This is a genomic window from Streptomyces sp. NPDC002088 (genome assembly GCF_040296605.1).
Taxonomy (GTDB): Bacteria; Actinomycetota; Actinomycetes; order Streptomycetales; family Streptomycetaceae; genus Streptomyces.
The window spans coordinates 1-19,008 of record NZ_JBEOXO010000028.1; the positions used below are offsets into that span (position 1 = coordinate 1).

The 19,008-nt window shown below is 68.8% G+C and carries 21 protein-coding genes and 2 pseudogenes; 13 read left to right on the forward strand and 10 right to left on the reverse strand.

Translation table 11 applies throughout. From position 1 onward, the window contains the following. Positions 1-281 precede the first annotated feature (281 nt). From ABT114_RS50745 to ABT114_RS40245, 9 genes and pseudogenes are all read left to right on the forward strand, one after another. Positions 282-371 (forward strand): annotated as a pseudogene (locus ABT114_RS50745) (zinc finger domain-containing protein); the annotation flags it as partial. Then, the gene (locus tag ABT114_RS40210) at positions 355-948 is read left to right on the forward strand and encodes a recombinase family protein (RefSeq protein ID WP_351149228.1); all 594 of its coding nucleotides are present in this window, start codon (positions 355-357) and stop codon (positions 946-948) included. The pseudogene ABT114_RS50745 and the gene ABT114_RS40210, both read left to right, overlap by 17 nt. Continuing rightward, a complete protein-coding gene (locus tag ABT114_RS40215; protein WP_351149485.1) occupies positions 909-1,079 on the forward strand; it encodes a hypothetical protein in 171 nt (56 codons plus the stop codon). Before ABT114_RS40210 ends, ABT114_RS40215 begins: the two co-directional genes overlap by 40 nt. A gap of 129 nt (positions 1,080-1,208) precedes the next feature. Beyond that, positions 1,209-1,736 (forward strand): hypothetical protein, encoded by a 528-nt coding sequence (locus ABT114_RS40220; protein WP_351149229.1) that lies wholly within the window; start codon positions 1,209-1,211, stop codon positions 1,734-1,736. Positions 1,737-1,776: 40 nt separating this feature from the next. Then, complete coding sequence (locus ABT114_RS40225) at positions 1,777-2,016, forward strand: hypothetical protein (RefSeq protein WP_351149231.1); 240 nt, start codon at positions 1,777-1,779, stop codon at positions 2,014-2,016. A gap of 349 nt (positions 2,017-2,365) precedes the next feature. Beyond that, the gene (locus ABT114_RS40230) at positions 2,366-2,851 is read left to right on the forward strand and encodes a DUF2975 domain-containing protein (RefSeq protein ID WP_351149232.1); all 486 of its coding nucleotides are present in this window, start codon (positions 2,366-2,368) and stop codon (positions 2,849-2,851) included. After that, positions 2,851-3,072 carry a helix-turn-helix domain-containing protein gene (locus ABT114_RS40235; RefSeq protein WP_328421682.1) on the forward strand — a complete coding sequence of 74 codons (222 nt, stop codon included), beginning with the start codon at positions 2,851-2,853 and terminating at the stop codon, positions 3,070-3,072. Before ABT114_RS40230 ends, ABT114_RS40235 begins: the two co-directional genes overlap by 1 nt. A gap of 402 nt (positions 3,073-3,474) precedes the next feature. Then, the gene (locus ABT114_RS40240; RefSeq protein ID WP_351149235.1) at positions 3,475-4,107 is read left to right on the forward strand and encodes a DUF6461 domain-containing protein; all 633 of its coding nucleotides are present in this window, start codon (positions 3,475-3,477) and stop codon (positions 4,105-4,107) included. Between the two features lie 472 nt (positions 4,108-4,579). After that, positions 4,580-6,220 (forward strand): GMC oxidoreductase, encoded by a 1,641-nt coding sequence (locus tag ABT114_RS40245; RefSeq protein ID WP_351149238.1) that lies wholly within the window; start codon positions 4,580-4,582, stop codon positions 6,218-6,220. An 88-nt stretch (positions 6,221-6,308) separates the two neighbouring features. On the opposite strand, the gene ABT114_RS40250 is transcribed toward ABT114_RS40245, so the two are convergent. The 8 genes and pseudogenes from ABT114_RS40250 to ABT114_RS40285 all read right to left on the reverse strand — a co-directional run bounded on the left by ABT114_RS40250 (position 6,309) and on the right by ABT114_RS40285 (position 14,450). Further along, a complete protein-coding gene (locus ABT114_RS40250) occupies positions 6,309-6,797 on the reverse strand; it encodes a carboxymuconolactone decarboxylase family protein (RefSeq protein WP_351149241.1) in 489 nt (162 codons plus the stop codon). A gap of 2 nt (positions 6,798-6,799) precedes the next feature. Beyond that, on the reverse strand, positions 6,800-7,876 hold the full coding sequence (locus ABT114_RS40255) for an NAD(P)H-dependent amine dehydrogenase family protein (protein WP_351149244.1): 1,077 nt from the start codon (positions 7,874-7,876) through the stop codon (positions 6,800-6,802). A 163-nt stretch (positions 7,877-8,039) separates the two neighbouring features. After that, positions 8,040-8,153, reverse strand: a pseudogene (locus ABT114_RS40260) (GNAT family N-acetyltransferase); the annotation flags it as partial. A 276-nt stretch (positions 8,154-8,429) separates the two neighbouring features. Continuing rightward, positions 8,430-9,563: an amidinotransferase gene (locus ABT114_RS40265; protein ID WP_351149247.1), complete on the reverse strand. Its 1,134-nt coding sequence runs from the start codon at positions 9,561-9,563 to the stop codon at positions 8,430-8,432. A 1,031-nt stretch (positions 9,564-10,594) separates the two neighbouring features. Further along, positions 10,595-10,960 (reverse strand): hypothetical protein, encoded by a 366-nt coding sequence (locus tag ABT114_RS40270; protein WP_351149249.1) that lies wholly within the window; start codon positions 10,958-10,960, stop codon positions 10,595-10,597. Positions 10,961-10,967: 7 nt separating this feature from the next. Beyond that, complete coding sequence (locus tag ABT114_RS40275) at positions 10,968-12,773, reverse strand: FUSC family protein (RefSeq protein WP_351149252.1); 1,806 nt, start codon at positions 12,771-12,773, stop codon at positions 10,968-10,970. 70 nt (positions 12,774-12,843) lie between these two features. After that, positions 12,844-13,605 carry an IclR family transcriptional regulator gene (locus tag ABT114_RS40280; RefSeq protein WP_351149255.1) on the reverse strand — a complete coding sequence of 254 codons (762 nt, stop codon included), beginning with the start codon at positions 13,603-13,605 and terminating at the stop codon, positions 12,844-12,846. Positions 13,606-13,685: 80 nt separating this feature from the next. Beyond that, the gene (locus ABT114_RS40285) at positions 13,686-14,450 is read right to left on the reverse strand and encodes an SDR family NAD(P)-dependent oxidoreductase (protein ID WP_351149257.1); all 765 of its coding nucleotides are present in this window, start codon (positions 14,448-14,450) and stop codon (positions 13,686-13,688) included. Between the two features lie 254 nt (positions 14,451-14,704). Here ABT114_RS40285 and ABT114_RS40290 point away from each other — a divergent pair, with 254 nt between their 5' ends. The 3 genes from ABT114_RS40290 (at position 14,705) to ABT114_RS40300 (ending at position 17,291) form a co-directional block, all read left to right on the forward strand. Beyond that, on the forward strand, positions 14,705-15,451 hold the full coding sequence (locus tag ABT114_RS40290; RefSeq protein ID WP_351149260.1) for an SDR family NAD(P)-dependent oxidoreductase: 747 nt from the start codon (positions 14,705-14,707) through the stop codon (positions 15,449-15,451). A gap of 136 nt (positions 15,452-15,587) precedes the next feature. Beyond that, positions 15,588-16,943: an MFS transporter gene (locus ABT114_RS40295; RefSeq protein ID WP_351149262.1), complete on the forward strand. Its 1,356-nt coding sequence runs from the start codon at positions 15,588-15,590 to the stop codon at positions 16,941-16,943. 54 nt (positions 16,944-16,997) lie between these two features. Next, the gene (locus tag ABT114_RS40300; protein ID WP_351149265.1) at positions 16,998-17,291 is read left to right on the forward strand and encodes a YciI family protein; all 294 of its coding nucleotides are present in this window, start codon (positions 16,998-17,000) and stop codon (positions 17,289-17,291) included. Positions 17,292-17,315: 24 nt separating this feature from the next. On the opposite strand, the gene ABT114_RS40305 is transcribed toward ABT114_RS40300, so the two are convergent. Both ABT114_RS40305 and ABT114_RS40310 read right to left on the reverse strand, forming a co-directional pair. Then, complete coding sequence (locus ABT114_RS40305) at positions 17,316-17,624, reverse strand: hypothetical protein (RefSeq protein ID WP_351149267.1); 309 nt, start codon at positions 17,622-17,624, stop codon at positions 17,316-17,318. Continuing rightward, positions 17,591-17,896: a DUF4277 domain-containing protein gene (locus ABT114_RS40310; RefSeq protein WP_351149270.1), complete on the reverse strand. Its 306-nt coding sequence runs from the start codon at positions 17,894-17,896 to the stop codon at positions 17,591-17,593. The genes ABT114_RS40305 and ABT114_RS40310 overlap by 34 nt, the downstream gene beginning before the upstream one ends. A 235-nt stretch (positions 17,897-18,131) precedes the next feature. Between ABT114_RS40310 and ABT114_RS40315 the strand changes: the two genes are divergently transcribed. Next, a complete protein-coding gene (locus ABT114_RS40315; protein WP_351149273.1) occupies positions 18,132-18,938 on the forward strand; it encodes an IclR family transcriptional regulator in 807 nt (268 codons plus the stop codon). Positions 18,939-19,008 lie beyond the last annotated feature (70 nt).

Genomic DNA, 19,008 nt, shown 5'->3' on the forward strand with positions numbered 1-19,008 from the left:
CGGCAGCTCCGCCGCCTAGGACTTGCTCACGGGACCCTGCCGTCGCACGACGGCGGGGTCTTCGGTGTCTCCGATGCCGCCCATCGCGTGTTTCACAGGCGTTCGCCTGTGAAACACGCGGTCACCCGGCAGTCCACCTGCGGCGATTACGTTTCATGAGCTGTTGCAAACAACTCGACGCCTGAAACGCCCTCATGAAACAGTCTCGGCTCGTGAGCGACGACTTCAAGCGCGTGGAATCGCGCGACTGTCCGATGTCCACCTGAGCCGCCCCGGCAGACTCGCCCTGCCGCACTGGCAAGAACAAGGTGGCGATCCAGTACCACACCGCCCGCTTCCGTCTGGTGCCCCAACTTGCGAAGGCCCTCAGCGTGCCGACCCCCGCCGTGCGCAAGCCCGGCTCCGCCTGGGCCGATCTGCCCCGACCAAGGAACACCGGCGTCGAACCCGTCGGGCACGCCCGCCTGGGGTACGCACGCGCATCCACCGCCCGGCAGTCCCTCGACTCCCCACTCGACTCGCTCTCCGAAGCCGGGGTCACCGATCTTCTCCGAGAAGATCTCCACCCGCGCCACCCAGCGCCCCGAACTGGACAAGACCGTCGCCCTCGCCGGCGAACCACGCGCCCCGGGGTACGCGTCACCCTCGTCGTCCACGAGCACAAGCGGGCTCGGCCGCGGCATCGAACTGGCGCCCCTGGCCGAGGAGCTGAAGGCGAGCGACATCAGCCTCGAGTTCCTCACCGGTGAGCTCCAGGGCTCACACGCCCCCTCCGGAGTCATGTTCACCGTCCTGGCCACCCTGTCCGGTATGGAACGCGAGTACACCCGTGAGCGCACCCTGGAAGGCCACAAGTCCGCTCGCAAGCCGGCAAGACCATCGACGGCGCGGGCGTCACCGACGACGACATGCTGTCCATGGCCCTCCACCTGCGCGATCAGGAGATGAGCCTGCGCGACATCGCCAAGCGCCTCGTCATCACCACGGGCAAGAAGAAGGGCCAACACCCCTCACCCGCCACCGTGATGCGGATGCTCCGCGAGCACGACGAGCAGACAGCGGCCGCCTCGGCGGCGTAGCCGAGCTATACGACCGCAGCCCCGAGTGTTACGCAGGGCTACACACCACCTGGCCGTAGGGGCGGCGAGCGGCGCCACCTGTTACTTCAGGCCGTGCAATGGGCGAGGCGGTCGGCGCTGCGTCCGAAAATGCTGGCGCAGCTGGCTGCAGCGGCCTCGGTGACGGCCGACCGCGCGCTCGCCATCGAGCTGGCGACCGAGGCGGAACAGGCAGCACGTGAACGTCCGCGGTACGACACCTGGGGGAACTCCAAGGAGTATCTCGCTCGAGCTCTCGTCCGGCTCGGCCGCCTCGATGCGCCCGAAGGCATGTACCGGGCAAGCGGCGTCCCCGCCTTGCTGCGGGCCGACATGGCCCTGGCCCATTCCCGGAGCTCGCCGGCGGACACACTGCGCCTTCTCGACGGCCTCGACGGCCTCGACGACCAGGCCAGGTGGCGAGATCCCAACGGTCAGCCCCTCGAAAAGATCACCAACGCAGACCTGGTCAAGGCGTCGGCGGTCCTGGAGGATCTTCAACCCTACCGTGCCGCCGCCCTCGTCGATCGAGCGATCGGCCGCGCCCGCGGCCGGACCCAACCCCGGCAAGCATGGGGAGGGGCTGGTCGACGTACTGACGTATGCGGCACCGAAGCGGGCCGAGCGGGTCCTCGTTGACGTCGCACAGGATCCGACCCTCGCGGATAGCTGGCCCCCCATGACGCGCTACAGACTGGCGCGGGCCCTGCTCCACCTGGACCCGCGACGCGCTGAGCGACTCGTTGGCCAGGTGCAGTTGGCAGACCGCGAGGAGTTCCAGTCGGTCGACCGGATCGCCGTGCCGGCTGTGATCGCGCCCGATCTCGCCGCCGAATCGGTGGAGCGCATGCTCGGCGAGGACGACATCTGGTTCATGGACAAGCCGGCCGACGCGCTGATCGTCGTCGGGGCAACCTGACACGGCACTCCCTGCAGTTCAAGGCCAGCTGACGAACGACGACCTCAAAACGGGGGCCGGCGGCTTATACGGGCAGATGATCACGCGGCTTGGGCCGGTGCCACCGGGCGACTCACTCACTGTTACGAGCCGGCCCAGAAAGCAGGGCTTCGAGCGTAGTCGGGTGGCGTCCGATTTGTGCTCAAGCGATGCCGACTTCGACAAGATCTCGACGGTTCGCGCAACCGCCAGGCCATGAGAGGCGGCGTCCCGCCGCGGCGCAAAGACGCCGCCCGCCCTCCGTCCCACCCCTTGTTTCACCTATCGACTTTCGATAGATTCCCATCGCAACTCGATGGAAGGATGGGTCGTGGGGAAGCTGACAGTGCGTGCGCTGTGCGCCGTGCTCGTGGTGGTGCTCGCGGGCACCGTGTTCGTGCAGGTTGGGATGGTGTGGGCGTTGGCCACCGACCCGGAGGACGGGTCGCTTCCGCTGACCCCGCTGCGCGTGATCACGATCCTGGGCATGGTGTCGGTCCAGGTCGCCCTGGTCTGCGTGTGGCGGCTGGTGACGATGGTGCGACGCGGAACCGTGTTCTCCCACGCCGCGTTCCGGTACGTGGACGGCGTGATCGGCGCGATCGTGGCGGCTGCCTTGGTGTGGTTCGCGGTCACGGCCCTCAATGCGCCGGGCCAGCGGGACGACCCGGGCGTCACCGTCATCATGGGCGGGGTTGGCGTGGCCATCCTGGGGGTCGCGCTCATCGTGCTCGTGCTGCGGATGCTGCTCGCCCAGGCCGTCGCGCGCGACGTCGAAGCGGCGCAGATGCAGGCCGAGTTGGACGAGGTGATCTGATGCCGATCGCCGTCGACATCGACGTGATGCTGGCCAGGCGGAAGATGTCCGTGGGCGAGCTCGCGGACCGCGTAGGGATCACGCCCGCCAACCTGGCGGTACTCAAGAACGGCCGCGCCAAGGCGGTACGCTTCGCGACGCTCGCCGCGCTCTGCGAGGTGCTCAAGTGCCAGCCGGGCGACCTGCTGCGCTGGGAGGCCGAGGACACCGCCGGCGGATGACGTGCACCAGGGCGGGCGTGAAAACGCCTGGCACCATCGGCCCGTGACACGGGCACGTGGACCGCATGGACGTGGATCGCCGATCACCCGCAGCACCGTCTTGACCCCGCTGGGCAGATCCCGGTTGACCTGCACCGCACCGTCCCTGTCGACGATCGCGACCTGCGAACGTGACCTCCCCACCGCAAACCCCCGTCCTTCCAGCGCGGAAGGGCGGGTGGCTTTGTAGAGGAGTATCGGGAACGTTTGTTGCTCACTGGTGAGATCTCCTGGTGCGGCGCGAGAACGATGTCTGCGAGTTCCGAAAACGCAGGGATACCAGCTCCGGGACCGCTGGTGTGCTGAGCCAGCGCCATGGGCCCGCCGCATGCGCTGTCAGAGGCAGCGGTCAGGATGACGGTCATGACAGACGGAACGACCTGGCTCGCTGACCGACAATCCATCGCTTTCGGGGGCTACCACGTGGTACTCACCCGCGGGCTCTCCCCGCAGGAACTCGCCAACCGCCTTGCAGCGACCCTGCTGTACGACACGGAGCACGTCGTCGTGCCGGTCGGGGACCACACTGGAACCTCGCTCCTGGAGCTCATGGACGACCACTACGACGTCGGGCTGCGCCTCGGCTCCGCGGGGGACTGGACCTACGCGGTTGCGTACGGCGGCTGGCAGGCCGAGTTCGGACCGATGACACCGATCTCGCGCGACGGCGCGCATGTCTGCCTCCTGGAGTACGAGGAGGAGAACGGCAAGCCGGTGCCGCCCCAGTTCGCCTATTTCCACGACGGCCGGCTGCTGGCCGCCTTCAACCTGCACCTGGACGGATCATGGGGCTACGAAAAGGTCGAAGGTGACCCCGCTACAGCCGCCCGACTGCAGGAGCGGCTCACGGCCGCCGGCCTCCCGGACCCGGAGCGGAACCGAAGGGAGGTCCACCGCGCCGCGCTGGGCGTTGTCGAGGAGTTCTTCGGGCTCTCGCTGCCAAGGGAACCGATCGTGAGCGGGACACTGCCGGCCGTTTTGCTGGAACCGGCGTGACCCGCAACCAGACCGACACACCCACCAGGTGTTCTCACTTCTCACGAACATGCACCGGACGGCCAGCCCTCGCTCGTTCTCACTACTCCTCGACAACCGTTTCTGGTTCTCACCTACGCAGCCAGGGGGGGGTTCGTCGTTGGGCGGGCAGCCAGGGCTTCGCCGTAGTCGCTTGATGCCCGCGTGGACCGTAGGCGCCGAAGTGGACCGTGCCAGTCCCGTCGAGTCAGGTCTCCCTCCGCCGGAAACAGCAGAGCGAGGGAACCCTCACGCGACGAAATCGAAAAGGGATCAGTTCCGCAAGGCATGATTCACGAGTTTGAATTGATGCCAGAGGGAGGGGTGCGTTATCGGTTGATTCCTGATGCGAAAAACCCGTGAACAACACTTAAGTTACCCGCAGGTTTCTCGTGACTTATCTCACGCCTCTTAGTAGAACTCGTTTCGATTATACAAGGGGAAGGAGATCTACGTGGGCACCAGACCTGCCGACACACTGCAAGGAAGAGGTTTGACCCGACGCCGACTCATTGGAGGAACTGGTTCTATTCTTGGCGCCGCAGCTCTGGGCGCATTCGACATCCCGACCGCTGCGGCGCTCCCTCGGGAGGCCGACCTGATCGAACCCGGCGCACAGATCGCCGCACTCGTGATAGGAACCGGATACGGGGGTTCCGTCACCGCACTGCGACTCGCACAGGCCGGCGTGGACGTCCACATGGTGGAAATGGGCATGGCCTGGGACACCCCGGGAACGGACGGCAAGATCTTCGCCAACACCGCCAGCCCCGACTACCGGTCCTTCTGGCTGCGGACCCGCACCAAGCAGCCGGTGATCCAGTTCCTCGGCTACCCGCTCGACAAGGACGTGCCGAAGTACACGGGCATTCTCGACGCCGAGGAAATGGGCGGCATCATCGTGTACCAGGGCCGGGGCGTCGGAGGCGGCTCCCTCGTCAACGGCGGTATGGCGGTGACGCCCGACCGGTCCCGGTTCCCCGGGGTGCTCCCCTCGGTCGACGCCGACGAGATGTACGACGTGTACTACCCGCGCGCGAACAGCACGCTCGGCGCCGCCACGATCGACCCTGCCTGGTTCGAGACGACGGACTGCTACCAGTACGCGCGCGTCGGCCGCAAACACGCGCAACGGTCGGGCTTCTCCTTCAGGTTCGTCCCCAGCGTCTACGACTGGGACTACATGAAGCAGGAGGCCGCGGGGACGGTGCCCAAGTCGGCCCTGGCCGCCGAGATCCTGTACGGCAACAACTACGGCAAGAAGTCCCTCCAGAAGACCTATCTCGCGCAGGCCCGCGCGACCGGCCGGGTCGACATCTCACCGCTGCACAAGGTCACTTCGGTGACGCCCGCCACCGGCGGCTACTCCGTGACCATGGACCAGCTCGACACGACCGGCACCGTCGTCACCACCAAGACCGTCCTCGCCGCGCGGGTGTTCTTCGCCGCCGGAAGCGTCGGCACCAGCAAGCTGCTGGTCCGGCTGAAGGCGACGGGCGCGCTGCCCGGCCTCAGCAGCGAGATCGGCAACAGCTGGGGCGAGAACGGCAACGTCATGTGCGGCCGGGCCAACCACCTGTGGGACCCGACCGGAGCGCTCCAGTCGTCGATGCCGACCGCGGGCATCGACAACTGGGCCGCGGGCGGTGCGTTCGCCGAGGTGGCGCCGCTGCCGACCGGTATCGAGACCTGGGCGTCGTTCTATCTGTCGATCACCAACAATCCCAACCGCGCGCGGTTCACGTACAACACGTCGACGGGACAGGTGGAACTGAACTGGCAGACCGCGTGGAAGCAGCCGTCCATCGACATGGCGAAAACGATCTTCGACAAGATCAACGCCACCGAGGGGACCGTCTACCGCTCGGACCTCTTCGGCGCCTACAAGATCTGGGGCGACCATCTCACGTACCACCCGCTGGGCGGCGCGGTCCTGAACAAGGCCACTGACAACTACGGCCGTCTGCAAGGCCATTCGGGTCTCTATGTGATGGACGGCGCGCTGATCCCCGGCAACGCCACCGTCAACCCCTTCGTGACCATCACCGCGCTCGCCGAGCGCAACATCGAGAAGATCATCACCGAGGACTTCTGACCGTTCCCGGGTCCCGTCGGGGCGTCGTACGAACACCTGCGGGCCGTAGCCGATGTGCCGCGGCCCGCAACTCGCAGCCCGAGACGCCTCACTGGTCCTGTGCCGAAGGCAGGACACAGACGCTGTCGAGACCCAGCACATGATTGAGACGGCCGAACGCCAGCCAGGAGCCGATGCTCATGGTCAGCTCCACGATCTCCGCCTGGCTGTAGTGCGCCTTCATCCGGTCCCAGAACTCGTCGTCCAGGTGGTGATGGTCGAGTGCGTAGCGCTCCGCGTACTCGGCGGCGAGTCGGGTCCGTTCGTCGAAGGTGTCCGTGGTCCGCCACTGCGTGACCGCGTCGAGGAATCCCTCCTCGACCTTCTCCCCGTCGCGTTCGGTGCGCCAGTCCAGGCAGAACAGGCACCCGTTGATCTGCGCGATGCGCAGGCGGGCGGCCTCGAACTCGCGCAGTCCGAGGGTCGAGTACTCATAGACGGACAGGGAGAAGGTGCTGGCCGCATGTCCGATCTTGGGCACCATGTCACCCCAGACGTACGGGATGGGCTCGGAGCCCTCGGGGATGTCGATCTGCATGATCACTTCTTTCCCAGTCTGCCCACCGCGGGGCGCAGCGGGACGTCGAGTGCGTCGAAGAGACCCGGTTCGGCCTCGACGAGCCAGTCGATGGCGTTCACCAGACGGCCGGCCGCCGTCGCGTTGCCGCCTGCGGCTCTGTTCTCTCCCTCGTCCGTGGCCTCGACCGTGACCTCTATGCGGGGGCGCCCTTCGATGATCACGCGATGTGCGCCCGCCCCACCGTCAGGCGGTGCCGGCCAGTCCGGGGCACAGGTGGCGTGAATGCGGGTGACATGCTCGATGACGATGCGGGGCTCGCCCGCCACCACGCCCTGCACCTCAAGACGCACCGCTCCCTGGGTACCGGCCGAGAACTCCCCCATCGTGGCCGTGCCGACGGACTTTTCGAGGGGTCGGCGTTCCAAGGTCTCCTCGATGCGGTCCAGTTCGACGCCCAGGGCCCGTGCCATCATCCGCAGCTGACCGCCCCAGATCATCGTCGGAATGCCCTCGGCGAGCATCAGCGGCTGATAGTCCAGAGGGTGTCCCATACCGATCAGCTGGCGGACCGCTTCCTCCTGGTCGTAGGTCGAGTAGTCGAAGATCTCCTGGCAGCGGACGGCGTCGATGTCGGACCCGAGCCCGCTGACCAACAGTGGGAGCACGTCGTTGGCCCAACCGGGGTCCACACCCGACACGAACAGGGAGCCGCCCCCGGCTTCGACGGATGCGAGCAGTACGTCGCGGATCTCGGCGGGCGCGTTCGTGCAGTCGTACATGCCGTACAGGGACGGTGTGACGACCACCGCGCCGGCACGGACCGCGCGGCTGATGTCATCGAGGGCGCCGTCCATGCGGACGTCACCGGATGCCGCGTACACGACCGCGCGAGGGGCTCCGGAGAGAACCCCGTCCACATCGTCCGTCGCCGTCACCCCGAGGCGCCGGCCGAGTCCGCCGAGCTCGCCCGCGTCCTTGCCGACCTTGGCGGGACTGGACACCAACACGGCCACCAGGCTGAGCATCGGGTGCGCCGCGACAGCTCGAATGGCCGCGCGCCCGACGTTGCCTGTGCCCCAAACCACCGTGGGAATCATGGGCGGAGGGTAACGATGCACCCCAAAACTTCCCATAGCCGTGCACGAGGAATCGTGCCCCGTCCTGCGCATGTTGGTGGTGCGCAGCCGACGCCGGCAGGTTGTCTCCTGGCCATCGACGAAGCCCGACCCCCGCCCGGCAGGCCGTGGCCCCGGACGGCAAGCTCGGCAGGTGGAGGAGCGGGGCGCGTACCTCGGCGTACACGTCGAGGAGGCCGCCGCGGACGGGATCGCGGGTGGTGAAGGTGCGTAGTTCGGTGGCGGGCGCGGTGGTAATGCGGCCATCCTCCAGGCGGCGGTGTGATCGATCCAGGTCTGTTGAGATTTAACGCAAGAAAGTCGCACGAAAGGACCACGAACGAGACCGCGATGCCTGGGAGGCAGACTCACCCAGCAGGTCGCGCTGGAACTGGCCGACGGCCACCCCGGCCTCATCCCCGCCAACCTGCTCCTCGCGAGGCCGCTCAACCGCGGGCACCGCGCTCGGCGGATATGCGGTGGGGCTGGTGGCCGTGGCGGTCGGCTACTACACGACGGCTGCCTGAGCGTCCGATCAGTCGAAGCAGGACTCGAGCGTGCCGCGGCGCCGAATGTCGAGCGTCGCGCAGTGGAACGAGCCGCCGAACGGCGCGTAGTGCAGCAGGTCGCTCGGGATCGGCTCGAAGCCCCACTGTTCGAGCGCGCGCAGCATGCCGGTGTGGTGGCGCTCGGCGATCACCCGCTTCTCGTCGACCATGAGCACGTTCATGCTGAGCCATTTGCCGCACATCGAGGTGATCCTGAGCAGGGGTTCGTCGATCGGGTCGGGCTCGGGGGCGACCAGGACGTCCCACGAGTTGAGGATGTCGGGCAGGCGGTCGACGTCGATGTATTCGGCATTGACCAGGACCTTGCCGGGCGCGAGTGGGACGAAGGTGGTGTCGATGTGCATGGGCGTGCGGCAGCGGCTCTCGATCTCGTGGATCCGGTAGCCGGGTCCGAGATGGCGACGTAGCCACTCGATGCCCATCCGGTTGGTGACATTGCTCCGCGTGACGAACAGGTCGCGTCCGGCGCGCACGAAGTCCGCGGCGTCGAAGACCGGCTCGAACTCGGTGAGGATGTAGCGCATGGGCTCGCCGGGCTCGGGCGCGCGGAATTCCGGTTTGTACAGCTCGTCGGTGAGCTGCGGCTTCGGCGCCGCCGTCCAGCGTGCGCCGCGCCGGAAGTAGTCCTTGAGGATCGGGCGATAGGAGTGGGTCTCGAAATACCGGCACGGCCACGCCATCGGGGTCTCGATGATCTCGTCGCCGATCACGAGCAGGCTGTCCCGCGGGCAGGTGGTGCAGAAACCGCGCGACGACCAGTACGGGGTGCTGAAGCGTTGCCTGTGGTCGACCGCGTCGGGGCGCCTGACCGTGACGTCGAGGGACCGCAAGAGATCGATGAACTGGTCGAGTTCGTCCTGCGCCCGCTCAAGCAGCACGCGCGGATACTTGAAGCCGCCGGCCAGCCCCAGCAACCGCCCCATCCATGGGGGGACGTTGCAGGCGACGACCGGATGGCGGGAGGGTATCGTCGCGCCGTCGAGACGGCCGACGATGATCTCCTCCAGCGGGTCCCACTCATTGTGTGAACTGACCGGCGAAACGAGAGGTTGCACAGCCTTGGTGGTCGTGGCCGAGGGCGCCGACACCACGCAGTCCATAGTCTGCAGATGGGCGTCGTGTTCTGCATCCGCCGTCCGTATGCGCCTCTGCGCCACTGACGTGCATCGGTCCATGAGCATCAGTCCCCATGGGTGTTGATCATGATGTCAGCGCTTTGGGGGGCTCTTGAGCTCCGGCTCCTCCAGGTATTCGGGGCAGTCAGGGTTACGGCAGGGCCCAGGGACCCGCACGGGCACAAAGATCCCAAGGGTCTTGTGTCGCCTTTTGACGATCATGTTCAGGGAGTGCTTGCAAACCGGACACGCAAGCGTCCCTTGAGGGTCGACCTCCCGCTCGACTTTGCTCATTCTTTAACAATAGGCCGTTTGTGGACAAAAGGGGAAATCGATCCCTGTTGGTCAGCGCGTGGCGCGGTCGCCGCGCAGGACACCGCCTCGGCGAGGCCGGCCAGGTCATTGCTGCCTCGACTACTGGCGGAAGAGGACGGCCAAACTGCCGGATAGCGACAACTCACCATCCCTCAAGATCGACCCGGATGAAGGCTCATGACAGAGCCGTTTGCGGTACGCCAGTGCGCCCTGATCGCCGCCTGGCAGGATGCCGGTGACCGTCGCATCGGAGGAACCGCGGATTGCCGCGCGCAGCAGGGGGCCTGGACCGTACTCGCCGCAGCACTGCGGACACTGCACCACGCCGAGCGGCGCGCGGCAGGGAGCGGGTCTCCGGCGTCGGGGAGCTCCGGGCCAGCCGTATGGAGGCGTGTGAGGCCATCGCCACGGACTGGTGCCCGCTCGGGTAGGACGTCGCCTGGCAGCGCTGCTGCCGCCCCGCGTTCGGGGTCGCTGGGGTTTCACTGCTGGAAGCCCCGGGGCCCGCGGCCGCGGTGTCCAGAACTCCTGGTGAGCGCGGTGGCGCGGTTCACGACCAGTGCGGCCGGCGTGCTTGGACCGCGCGGGCCTGCGCCCGGGCTGCCTGCCGCTGGCGCCCCGATCGAGCGCGGCCGCGCACCCCGCCGCACCCCACGTCGGCGGCGCGCCCAGCCGCGCAGAAGGCTGGACGCGCCGATGTCTCATCTGCGTGCGCGGGTGGCGTGTTCAGCTGCCATCCGCGCGATGTGCAGCGTCAGCGACGGGCGTCGCCGTGGTGGCGGTCGTGGCCCCAGGACGGCTTCTCGACCTCCTGCCGCCACGGCTCCATCGTGCTCGCCGTGTGGGCCGCGTTCGGTGTTGTGCCGGCGGGTCCAGGCGGCGAGCCGGTCCACGAACTGCTCGGTACGCAGCGGGCCCGTGCCTTCGGCGGCCGACGCCACGGCACGCTGCGCGCCGACGAAGTCGGTCACCGGCCCATACAGCTTCTCGGCCGGCGTCGCGCGGCCCGCCGGGGAGGTCGGCGTCTGCCCGATCGTGGGGTTCAGCCGCACCGCCTTGCGGCCCAACGCGGTCTCAGGCAGGCGGACTACAGGAAATGGACGGAATGGACATCCTCCGCCTGTTCAGCGTCGTACGGCCGGCCCGCAAAGTGCCGCGGGTCTTCTTGACGGCGGCCACCACGTGGGCGGCGTCCACCGGGTCGGTGGCCCGGGGCTCGGGCGTTCGCCGGGTGCGCAGCAGCACGTCCCGGGCGGCACCGGCGGACAGCGCGGTGGCGGCATCGGGATGCCAGACCGCGGCCAGCGCGTCGTGGGCCAGGTGGCCCAGGGCCCGGTCAGCGGGCAGCCAGGCAGCCAGCGCCGGGTCGTCGGCGAGTGCGCGGATGAGCATCTCGTTGTGCCGTTCGCGTTCGTAGGCGACGTCGCGGCGGGCGTGCCGGGCCTCGGAGGAGGCCAAGTCGCCCTGGTCGCTGCAGGCCAGCAGTCGGGCAATGGCATCCACTGTGCGGTGGTACTGGCGGACCTGGGCGGTCCGGGGTCCGCGCCGCCCGGTGGTCCACAGGACGACCAAAGCCAGACTGCAGCCGAGCAGGGTCTCGACGATGCGGTCGGCGAACAGGTCCCCGACCGCCGACCCCGGCGAGGAGGCGGTGTTCGCCATCGTCGCCATCGCTGTCACCGCTATGACGGCGAGCGTGTACTGCCGGCTGAGCAACAGGTTCATCCCGTACACACCGATGAGCAGGATGACCACTTGCTCGGACCTGGTGGGGCCCAGGCACCAGACACCGGCTACCACGACGACCCCGAGCAGGGTACCGAGGACGCGGTGCAGGGCCCGCCTGAGGGTGAAGTCCCGCGCGGCGCCGGAGTGCAGCACGACGGCCGAGGAAAGCACGGCCCAATATGGGTGCCCGATCCCCACAAGTTGGGCGATCAGCACGGCGGCCCCGGCGGACAAGGCGTTGCGGCCGGCGGTGAGGCGAGCCGGGGAGTGCCGGTCGAGGGCGTGCCGGAGCAGCCTGCGCGGCACCGGCCGCCCGACGTGGCTGTCTCGCGTCTCCGCGTATCCGGCGACGATTCCGGGAAAGTGGTCGGCCACCAACCGGTGGGCCAGTCTCGACTCGGTGTGCAGCAGTTCGTCGGCGAGCGCGCGGTGCCCGGCGGACGCGGCGTTGTGGGCTTGCGCAGCGTGGAGCACGCCCCAGGCCCGGTGGACGGCTCTGGTGGCGTGGTCGCGGGCGGTGAGCAGGGGCTCGTCGGACGGGCCGTCGGAGTGCGCGGGCAGCCTGGTGTAGGCGTCGACGGCGCTCCGGGCAGCAGCCACCGTGCTCCGCTCGGGGTGGCGCGGACGCACCGCCAGGTCGGTGAAGCTGAGCAAGCCGGTCAAGAGGGCCGAGCAGAGGGTGACAAGGACGATGTCCCATGCCTTGTCGGTGTGGCTGCCCAGGTAGGCGCCCAGGGCGCAGGCGAAGAAGGTGTTCAGTGGTCCGGGCCCTTGCTCCATCATGAAGGCGTAGTACAGGGCAACGGCAACCAAGGTGACAGTGGCCAGGGCCGGGGCCATCAGCCAGGGCAGGGGCGATATCAGTACGCCCAGCGCCATCGAGCCGGGCAGGACGCAGGCCACGGCCGAGAAGGTGCGGATTCGGGAGCGTAGTGGCTGGCCGGTGTTCCAGAGGGCGATCAGGGAGCCGAACAGAGCCATCGGGCCCACGTCCAAACCCGCGATCGCGGTGATCACCAGGATGGAGACGGCCATCACCAGCGACGTGCGCAGGGCCGTACGCCACTGCCCTGGAACCGGCGCCGGTGCGAAACGGAAAAAAGCGATGATGTGGGCGCGTGTCCCGTTGGTGGGGGCCGAGCCGGGCGGCATGGGGAGTGTTCTCCTTCGGATTGCTGTCGGGTGCCGGCCGCCCCAGGTACGAACGCGGGCGCCTCGCGGGTCAGGCGGCCGGCGGGCGCAGGAGCCCGGCGGCCCTGCTCAGGGCCTCGGCGTGCCGGGCGCGCTCGGGGTCGCCGCCCCGGTCCGCGGGCATGGATGCCATCAGGGCCAGCCGGTCCCGCCAGCTGTTGCCGGTCAGCAGCACGGCGACGGCGTTCATGCCGCGCACCGACTCGCCGACGCTGTCGGCGTGGCCGAGTGTGCGGATGCGGGCCAGTTCCAAGAGCAGGGCGGTGCGGGAGATCACGGTGTGCTCGGTGACGCCGGTCAGCCGCTCCTGCGGGTAGAGGGCGCAGACCTGTTCGGTCGTGAGCTGCGCGAGCAGCACCTTGCCGGCCGACGTGGCGTGCGCGGGGTGAGCGCGGCCGATCTCCAGGACCGCGCGCACCGGGTGGGGCGACTCCCGGCCATCGGTGATGATGACCTGGTCGCCGATCAGAGCGGCGGTGCTGATGGTCTCTCCGGTGGCGGTGGCCGCCGCGTCCAGGACCACCTGGAGGCGTGCCCTGAGCTCCGGGCCGTAGCCGGCGGGGCGGCCGAGGGTGACCAGTTCGGGGCCCGCCGAGTAGCCGCGGCCCGAGGCGTCGCGGGTGGCGAAGCCGCGGGCCTCCAGGGTGCTGAGCACGCGGTGAGCGGTGGAGCGGGCCACGCCCAGTTCCCTGGCCGCGTCGGTGACCGAGAGGGTGTCATGGGTGAGGAAGAGCCGCATCAGACGCAGTCCGGTGTCCAGTGACTCGATGACGTAGCTCTTGGTGCCGGTCACGGTGTCCTCTCGGTGGATTACGAGTGCCGGGTGCCGCTGGGTCCGTGGTGCGGCGTTCGGCACCCATCATCCCGGGCCGGTCACACGGCGGTGTAACCGCCGTCCACCACCAGCTCGGTGCCGGTGACGAAGCGCGACTCGTCCGAGGCCAGGTAGAGGACGCCGTAGGCGATGTCCGCAGGGGTTCCGCGATGGCCGACCGGGGTGCTGTCCAGCATCCGCTGGGCGTAGGCGGCGGCCTCGGGCGACGGGTCGGCGGAGAGCGACTTGCTGAGTTCGGTCTCGATCGAGCCGGGGTGCACCGAGTTCACCCGGATGTTCGACTTGGCGTAGGTGGCGGCGTCCGCCTTGGTCATCAGCCGGACCGCGCCCTTGGCCGCGTGGTAAAGCGGGATACGGGCACCGCCGACCAGTCCGTAGATCGACGACATGTTGATGATGCTGCCGCCGTCCTGCTCCAGCATGTGCCGTACGGCGTGCTTGGTGCACAGCCAGACGCCCTTGACGTCGACGGCGAAGAGGAGGTCGAACTCCTTCTCCTCCACCTCGTGGGACGGCTTGATCGGGCCGGGCACACCGGCATTGTTGACCAGGATGTCGATCCGGCCATAGGTGGCGGCAATGTCGTCGAACGCGGCGCGCACCGACGTCTCGTCGGTGACGTCGACCCGGCGGTAACCGGCGGGGCCGCCCTCGGCGGACGTGGGAACGCCGTCGGCGGGGGCGAGGTCGGCCACCACCACGGTGGCGCCTTCCGCGGTGAGGACCTTGCCGATCTCGGCGCCGATGCCGCGCGCCCCGCCGGTGATGACGGCGATCTTGCCCTCTACGCGTCCGTTTGCCATGGCCGTGTGCTCCTTCACTGTGCTTCTGGGCCTCGCACCCACCTCACTATTGTCCTTCTCTGCGGGACAGTTGTACGCGAGGGCTTCCATGAGGCCGGAATCGAACTCCTCGTCAACAACCTTACACCTCGACAACATGGGCCTATCTGCACCGATGCCTGTCCCACTCAGCAGGACAGAAGTGTATTGACTGATAGTCCGCAAGAGGGTTCGATGCCAGCACCCGCGGACATCCCCGAGCCCCAGGAGCAACGTTGTCCACCCCCGAACCCTCCCCCCGCGTTCTCGTCGTCACCGGAGCCGCATCCGGTCTCGGGCGGGAGATCGCCGTCCAGGCCCTCGCCCAGGACTGGACCGTCGCCCTGCTGGACCGCGACGCGCGATCCGTTACCGCCGCCGCCGACGAACTGGGCGTTCTGGCCGTCGCCGCGGACGTCACCAGCCCGGCGGAACTCGGCACCGCGTTCGCGACCGTCGTCGAACGACTGGGCCCGCTCGACGGTCTGGTCAACAGCGCGGGGCTGACCCGGCCCGGCCCCTCCAGCACCCTGCCGGAGACGGACTGGCGGACCGTGGTCGATGTCGACCTCAGCGGCACCTTCTACGCCTGCCAGGCCGCCTTTCCGCACTTCGCCCGCGACGCCGCGATCGTGAACCTGGCGTCGATCGCCGCTGTCCGGGGCCTGCCCCAGCGCACTGCGTACTCCGCCGCGAAAGCCGGCGTGGTGGGCCTCACCCGGTCCCTGGCCGCCGAATGGGCGCCCCGCCGACTGCGGGTCAACGCCGTGGGCCCCTCCTGGGTCGACACCCCGCTGACCCGGCGGATGGCCGAGGAGGGCGCCATCGACCTGAAGGAGATGACCGACCGGGTGCCGCTGGGCCGGCTGGGCACCCCGCGGGACGTCGCCGAGGCCGTGCTGTTCCTCCTGGACCAGACCCGTGCGGGCTACATCACCGGACAGACGCTGTACGTGGACGGCGGATTCACCTGGGCCGGCTGACCTGGGTCGACAAGGCGCGGAAGTTTCTCATTGAACGGAATGGCTGTATCGCGGGCTGTGTGGCTGAGGCCACGCTCATCCCCATCGCATGCGCACCACACAGGAACTCTCTCCGCGAGCCGCGTTCGGAGGATTCATGTCCGCTCACTTCCCGTCCCCGACGGCCGCCCGCCACCCGGTCGGCCACACCCCCCGCCCGCAGGCCCAGCCCAGGAAGGCCGCGCTCGCCGCGTTCCTGGGCAGCATGCTCGAGTACTACGACTTCTTCATCTACGGGTCGGCCGCGGCCCTGGTCTTCCCGACGCTGTTCTTCCCCTCCGGGAACGCGACGGTCGGCACCGTCTCGGCCCTCGCCACCTTCGGCGTGGGCTACGCCGCGCGTCCCCTCGGCGGCATCGTCCTCGGCCACTTCGGCGACAAGGTGGGCCGCAAGAAGGTCATGGTGCTCACGCTGCTGCTGATGGGTGTCTCCAGCCTCGTCGTCGGCCTGCTGCCCACCTACGAGCAGGTGGGCATCGTCGCCCCGGTCCTGCTGGTGCTCGCGCGTCTTGGCCAGGGCGTCTCCGCGGGTGGTGAGGCGGCGGGCGCCAGCACCCTGGCCCTGGAGCACTCGCCCGAGGGACGCCGGGGCTTCTTCACCAGCTTCGCGATGTCCGGCACGATGGCCGGCATCCTGCTCGCCAACTTCGTGTTCATCCCGGTGGCGGCCCTGCCGGAGGCCCAGCTGATGTCCTGGGGCTGGCGGATGCCCTTCTGGCTGAGCATTGTCATGATCGTGCTGGCGTACCTCGTCCGCAGGCGTCTGGACGAAGCCCCGGTGTTCAAGGCGGAGGCGGCCGGGGAGGAGCCCCCGCCGCTGCCCCTGGTGCATCTCTTCCGCACCCAGTGGGCGGACGTCCTCAAGGTCATGTTCGCCTCGCTCTTCGCGGTGTTCCAGACCGTCTTCATGGTGTTCGGCCTGGCCTACGCCACCTCCGACGCGGTCGGTCTGGAGAGGTCGACCATGCTGTGGGTGTCGGTGGCCGCGAACGCGGTGGCGGTGGTGGCGGTGCCCGCATCGGCGGCACTCTCGGACCGCGTCGGCCGCCGGCCGGTGTGGATCACGGCCGCCCTGAGCTGCGCCGTCCTGGTCTGCGCGTACTTCTGGGCCGTGTCCACCGGCAGCCTGCCGTTGATCATCCTGGTGGCGGTGCTGCTCAACGGCGTCGCCTACTCGGGCATGAATGGCCTCTGGCCCGCGTACTTCTCCGAGCTTTTCGCCGCGCGGGTGCGCTACTCCGGGTTCGCCACCGGCAGCCAGTTCGGCTTCCTGCTCGCCGGGTTCGCCCCGGCCATCGGCTTCGCGATCATGGGGGACGGCGTCACCGGCTGGGTGCCGGTCGCGGCCTTCGCGGCAGTCTGCGGCGTGGTCTCGGCGATCGCCGTCCTGACAGCCCGCGAAACCCACAAGGTCCCCCTGGCCGAGCTGGGCAAGCCGCTGTCCCGCCGCTGAGCGGCTCGCACCTCTACTCACCCACGCTACTCACCCACGAAGGAAGGAACCGCCATGCCGGTCTACGCCGTCACCTACACCTACACCGACGACAGCGCCGGGCGCGACGAACACCGCCCCGCCCACAAGGAGTACCTGGCCGGACTCGGCGACCGGGGCGTCAACCTCTGCTCCGGGCCGTTCGGCTCCCAGGAGGATCCCGGCGCCCTGCTCCTGATCCGGGCCGGCAGCAAGGACGAGGCCGTCCGGTTCACCGAGGACGACCCCTTCCGACGACATGGGCTGGTCGGCGCCGTCGCCGCGCGGGAGTGGCTCCCCATGCTGGGACGGCTGGCTGCGGAGATCTAGACCCGGACTTCGTGGGTCACCGTTTCAGGTTTGTGGCCAGCGGGTTTGTCCGATGTCGGTGTCGAGGCGATCGAGGAGGTGGAGTTGAACGCCGCGGGTGATCTGGACGGTGGGCGGGTCGGTGATAGTGCCGATCCGCAGCGCGAGTTCGCCGAGGTGGTAGAAGATCAGGCGGCCGGTGGGGCGGATGCGGCGGTTGTCGGGGTAGAGGCCGGCCATGGTCTGCTCGGGGCCGAGGGCACGTCTGACCCGCCGCTCGATCAGGCAGAGCACCAGCAGGGCCAGGCAGATGATTTGGATCAGAGCGGCGACGCGTCGGTTGTGCTGGGCCACATCGATCCCGAACTCGCCAATCGGTCATCGTTCAGGAGGTCCGCCTCGATCCCGAAGACCTCCTCCACCGCCCAGCTGCGGGCCCAGTCCCCGACCCGCACCAATGACGCAGGCGCGGTCAGCCGCTTGGCCACCAGCACCTCGATCACCTGCCCGTGCGTCACATGCGCACTCGCGCCGCCGGGGCACACCTCATCGACGATCCCGGCCAGATCCAGCCGACGAGTGAACTCGGAAACGACAGGCAGAGCGCCCAGACGCTTCTCCACCACGGACGTCACCGCCACTTCAAAGCGCTGACGCTGCGACCGTGGCCGCGGGGACCGGGAAGTCTTCGACACACCCCACCCAACGCCACACCACCGGCCCGGGACACCCCAGGCCGGTCACACCATACGCATCACTGACCCGCGAAGTCCGGGTCCAGAGGCGTCCCGAGGCAGTCCTCCGCACGCTGGTGCGCACACACGAGGACGTGTGCCAGTCTGGAACGGAAGGTAACCGTACATGGCCAGGTCCAACGCCGGTGAGTCGGTGCTCAGCCGCGCGATGCGCGTCCTGCGGCTGTTCACGGCCGACTCGCCCGCACTCACCGTGTCGGAGATCGCCCGTCGGGCCGGCCTTCCCGTCGCGACGGCCCACCGCATCGTGGGCGAGCTGGTCGCTCTCGGAGCCCTCGACCGGGCCGAGGGCAAACAGGTGCGCATGGGCTACCAACTCTGGGAACTGGCGTCCCGCTCCTCCCGGGTCCTCGATCTGCGCGAGGTCGCGATGCCGTTCATGGAAGACCTTCAGGCGGTGGTACGGCACCACACGCAGATCGGTGTGCTGGAGGGCACCGACGTGCTCTACCTGGAACGGCTCTCCGCCCGTGGCGCGGTGCGGAACATCACCAGGATCGCGGGCCGACTGCCGATCCACGCGACCTCGGCCGGCCTGGTGCTCCTCGCCCACAGTTCGCTCGAACTGCAGGAGGAGGTCCTGTCGCAGCCGCTACGGCGGTACACGGCCCGGACGGTCACCGACCCGGTGCGGCTCCGCTCACTGCTGGCGCAGATCCGCCGCGAGGGATTCGTGGTCGCGGCCCAGATGATCAGCCAGGCGGGCACGGGCGTCGCCGCCCCCGTCCGGGACGCGGGCGGCGAGGTGGTGGCGGCGCTCTCCGTCGTCATCCCGGCCGCCGACCCGAACCCCCGCACCCTGGTGCCGGCGCTGCTCGCGGCCGGCCGCGGCATCTCCCGCGCCCTGGGCGCTCCCACCGCCGACGAGGACCTGCTGCGCAGCCACGGTCCCCGGCTGCCGGGCGACGCCTGACGACGCCTGACGACGCCTGACGACGCCTGACAACGATTCTCCCATTGAACGGAATGCATGTTGTGGACCA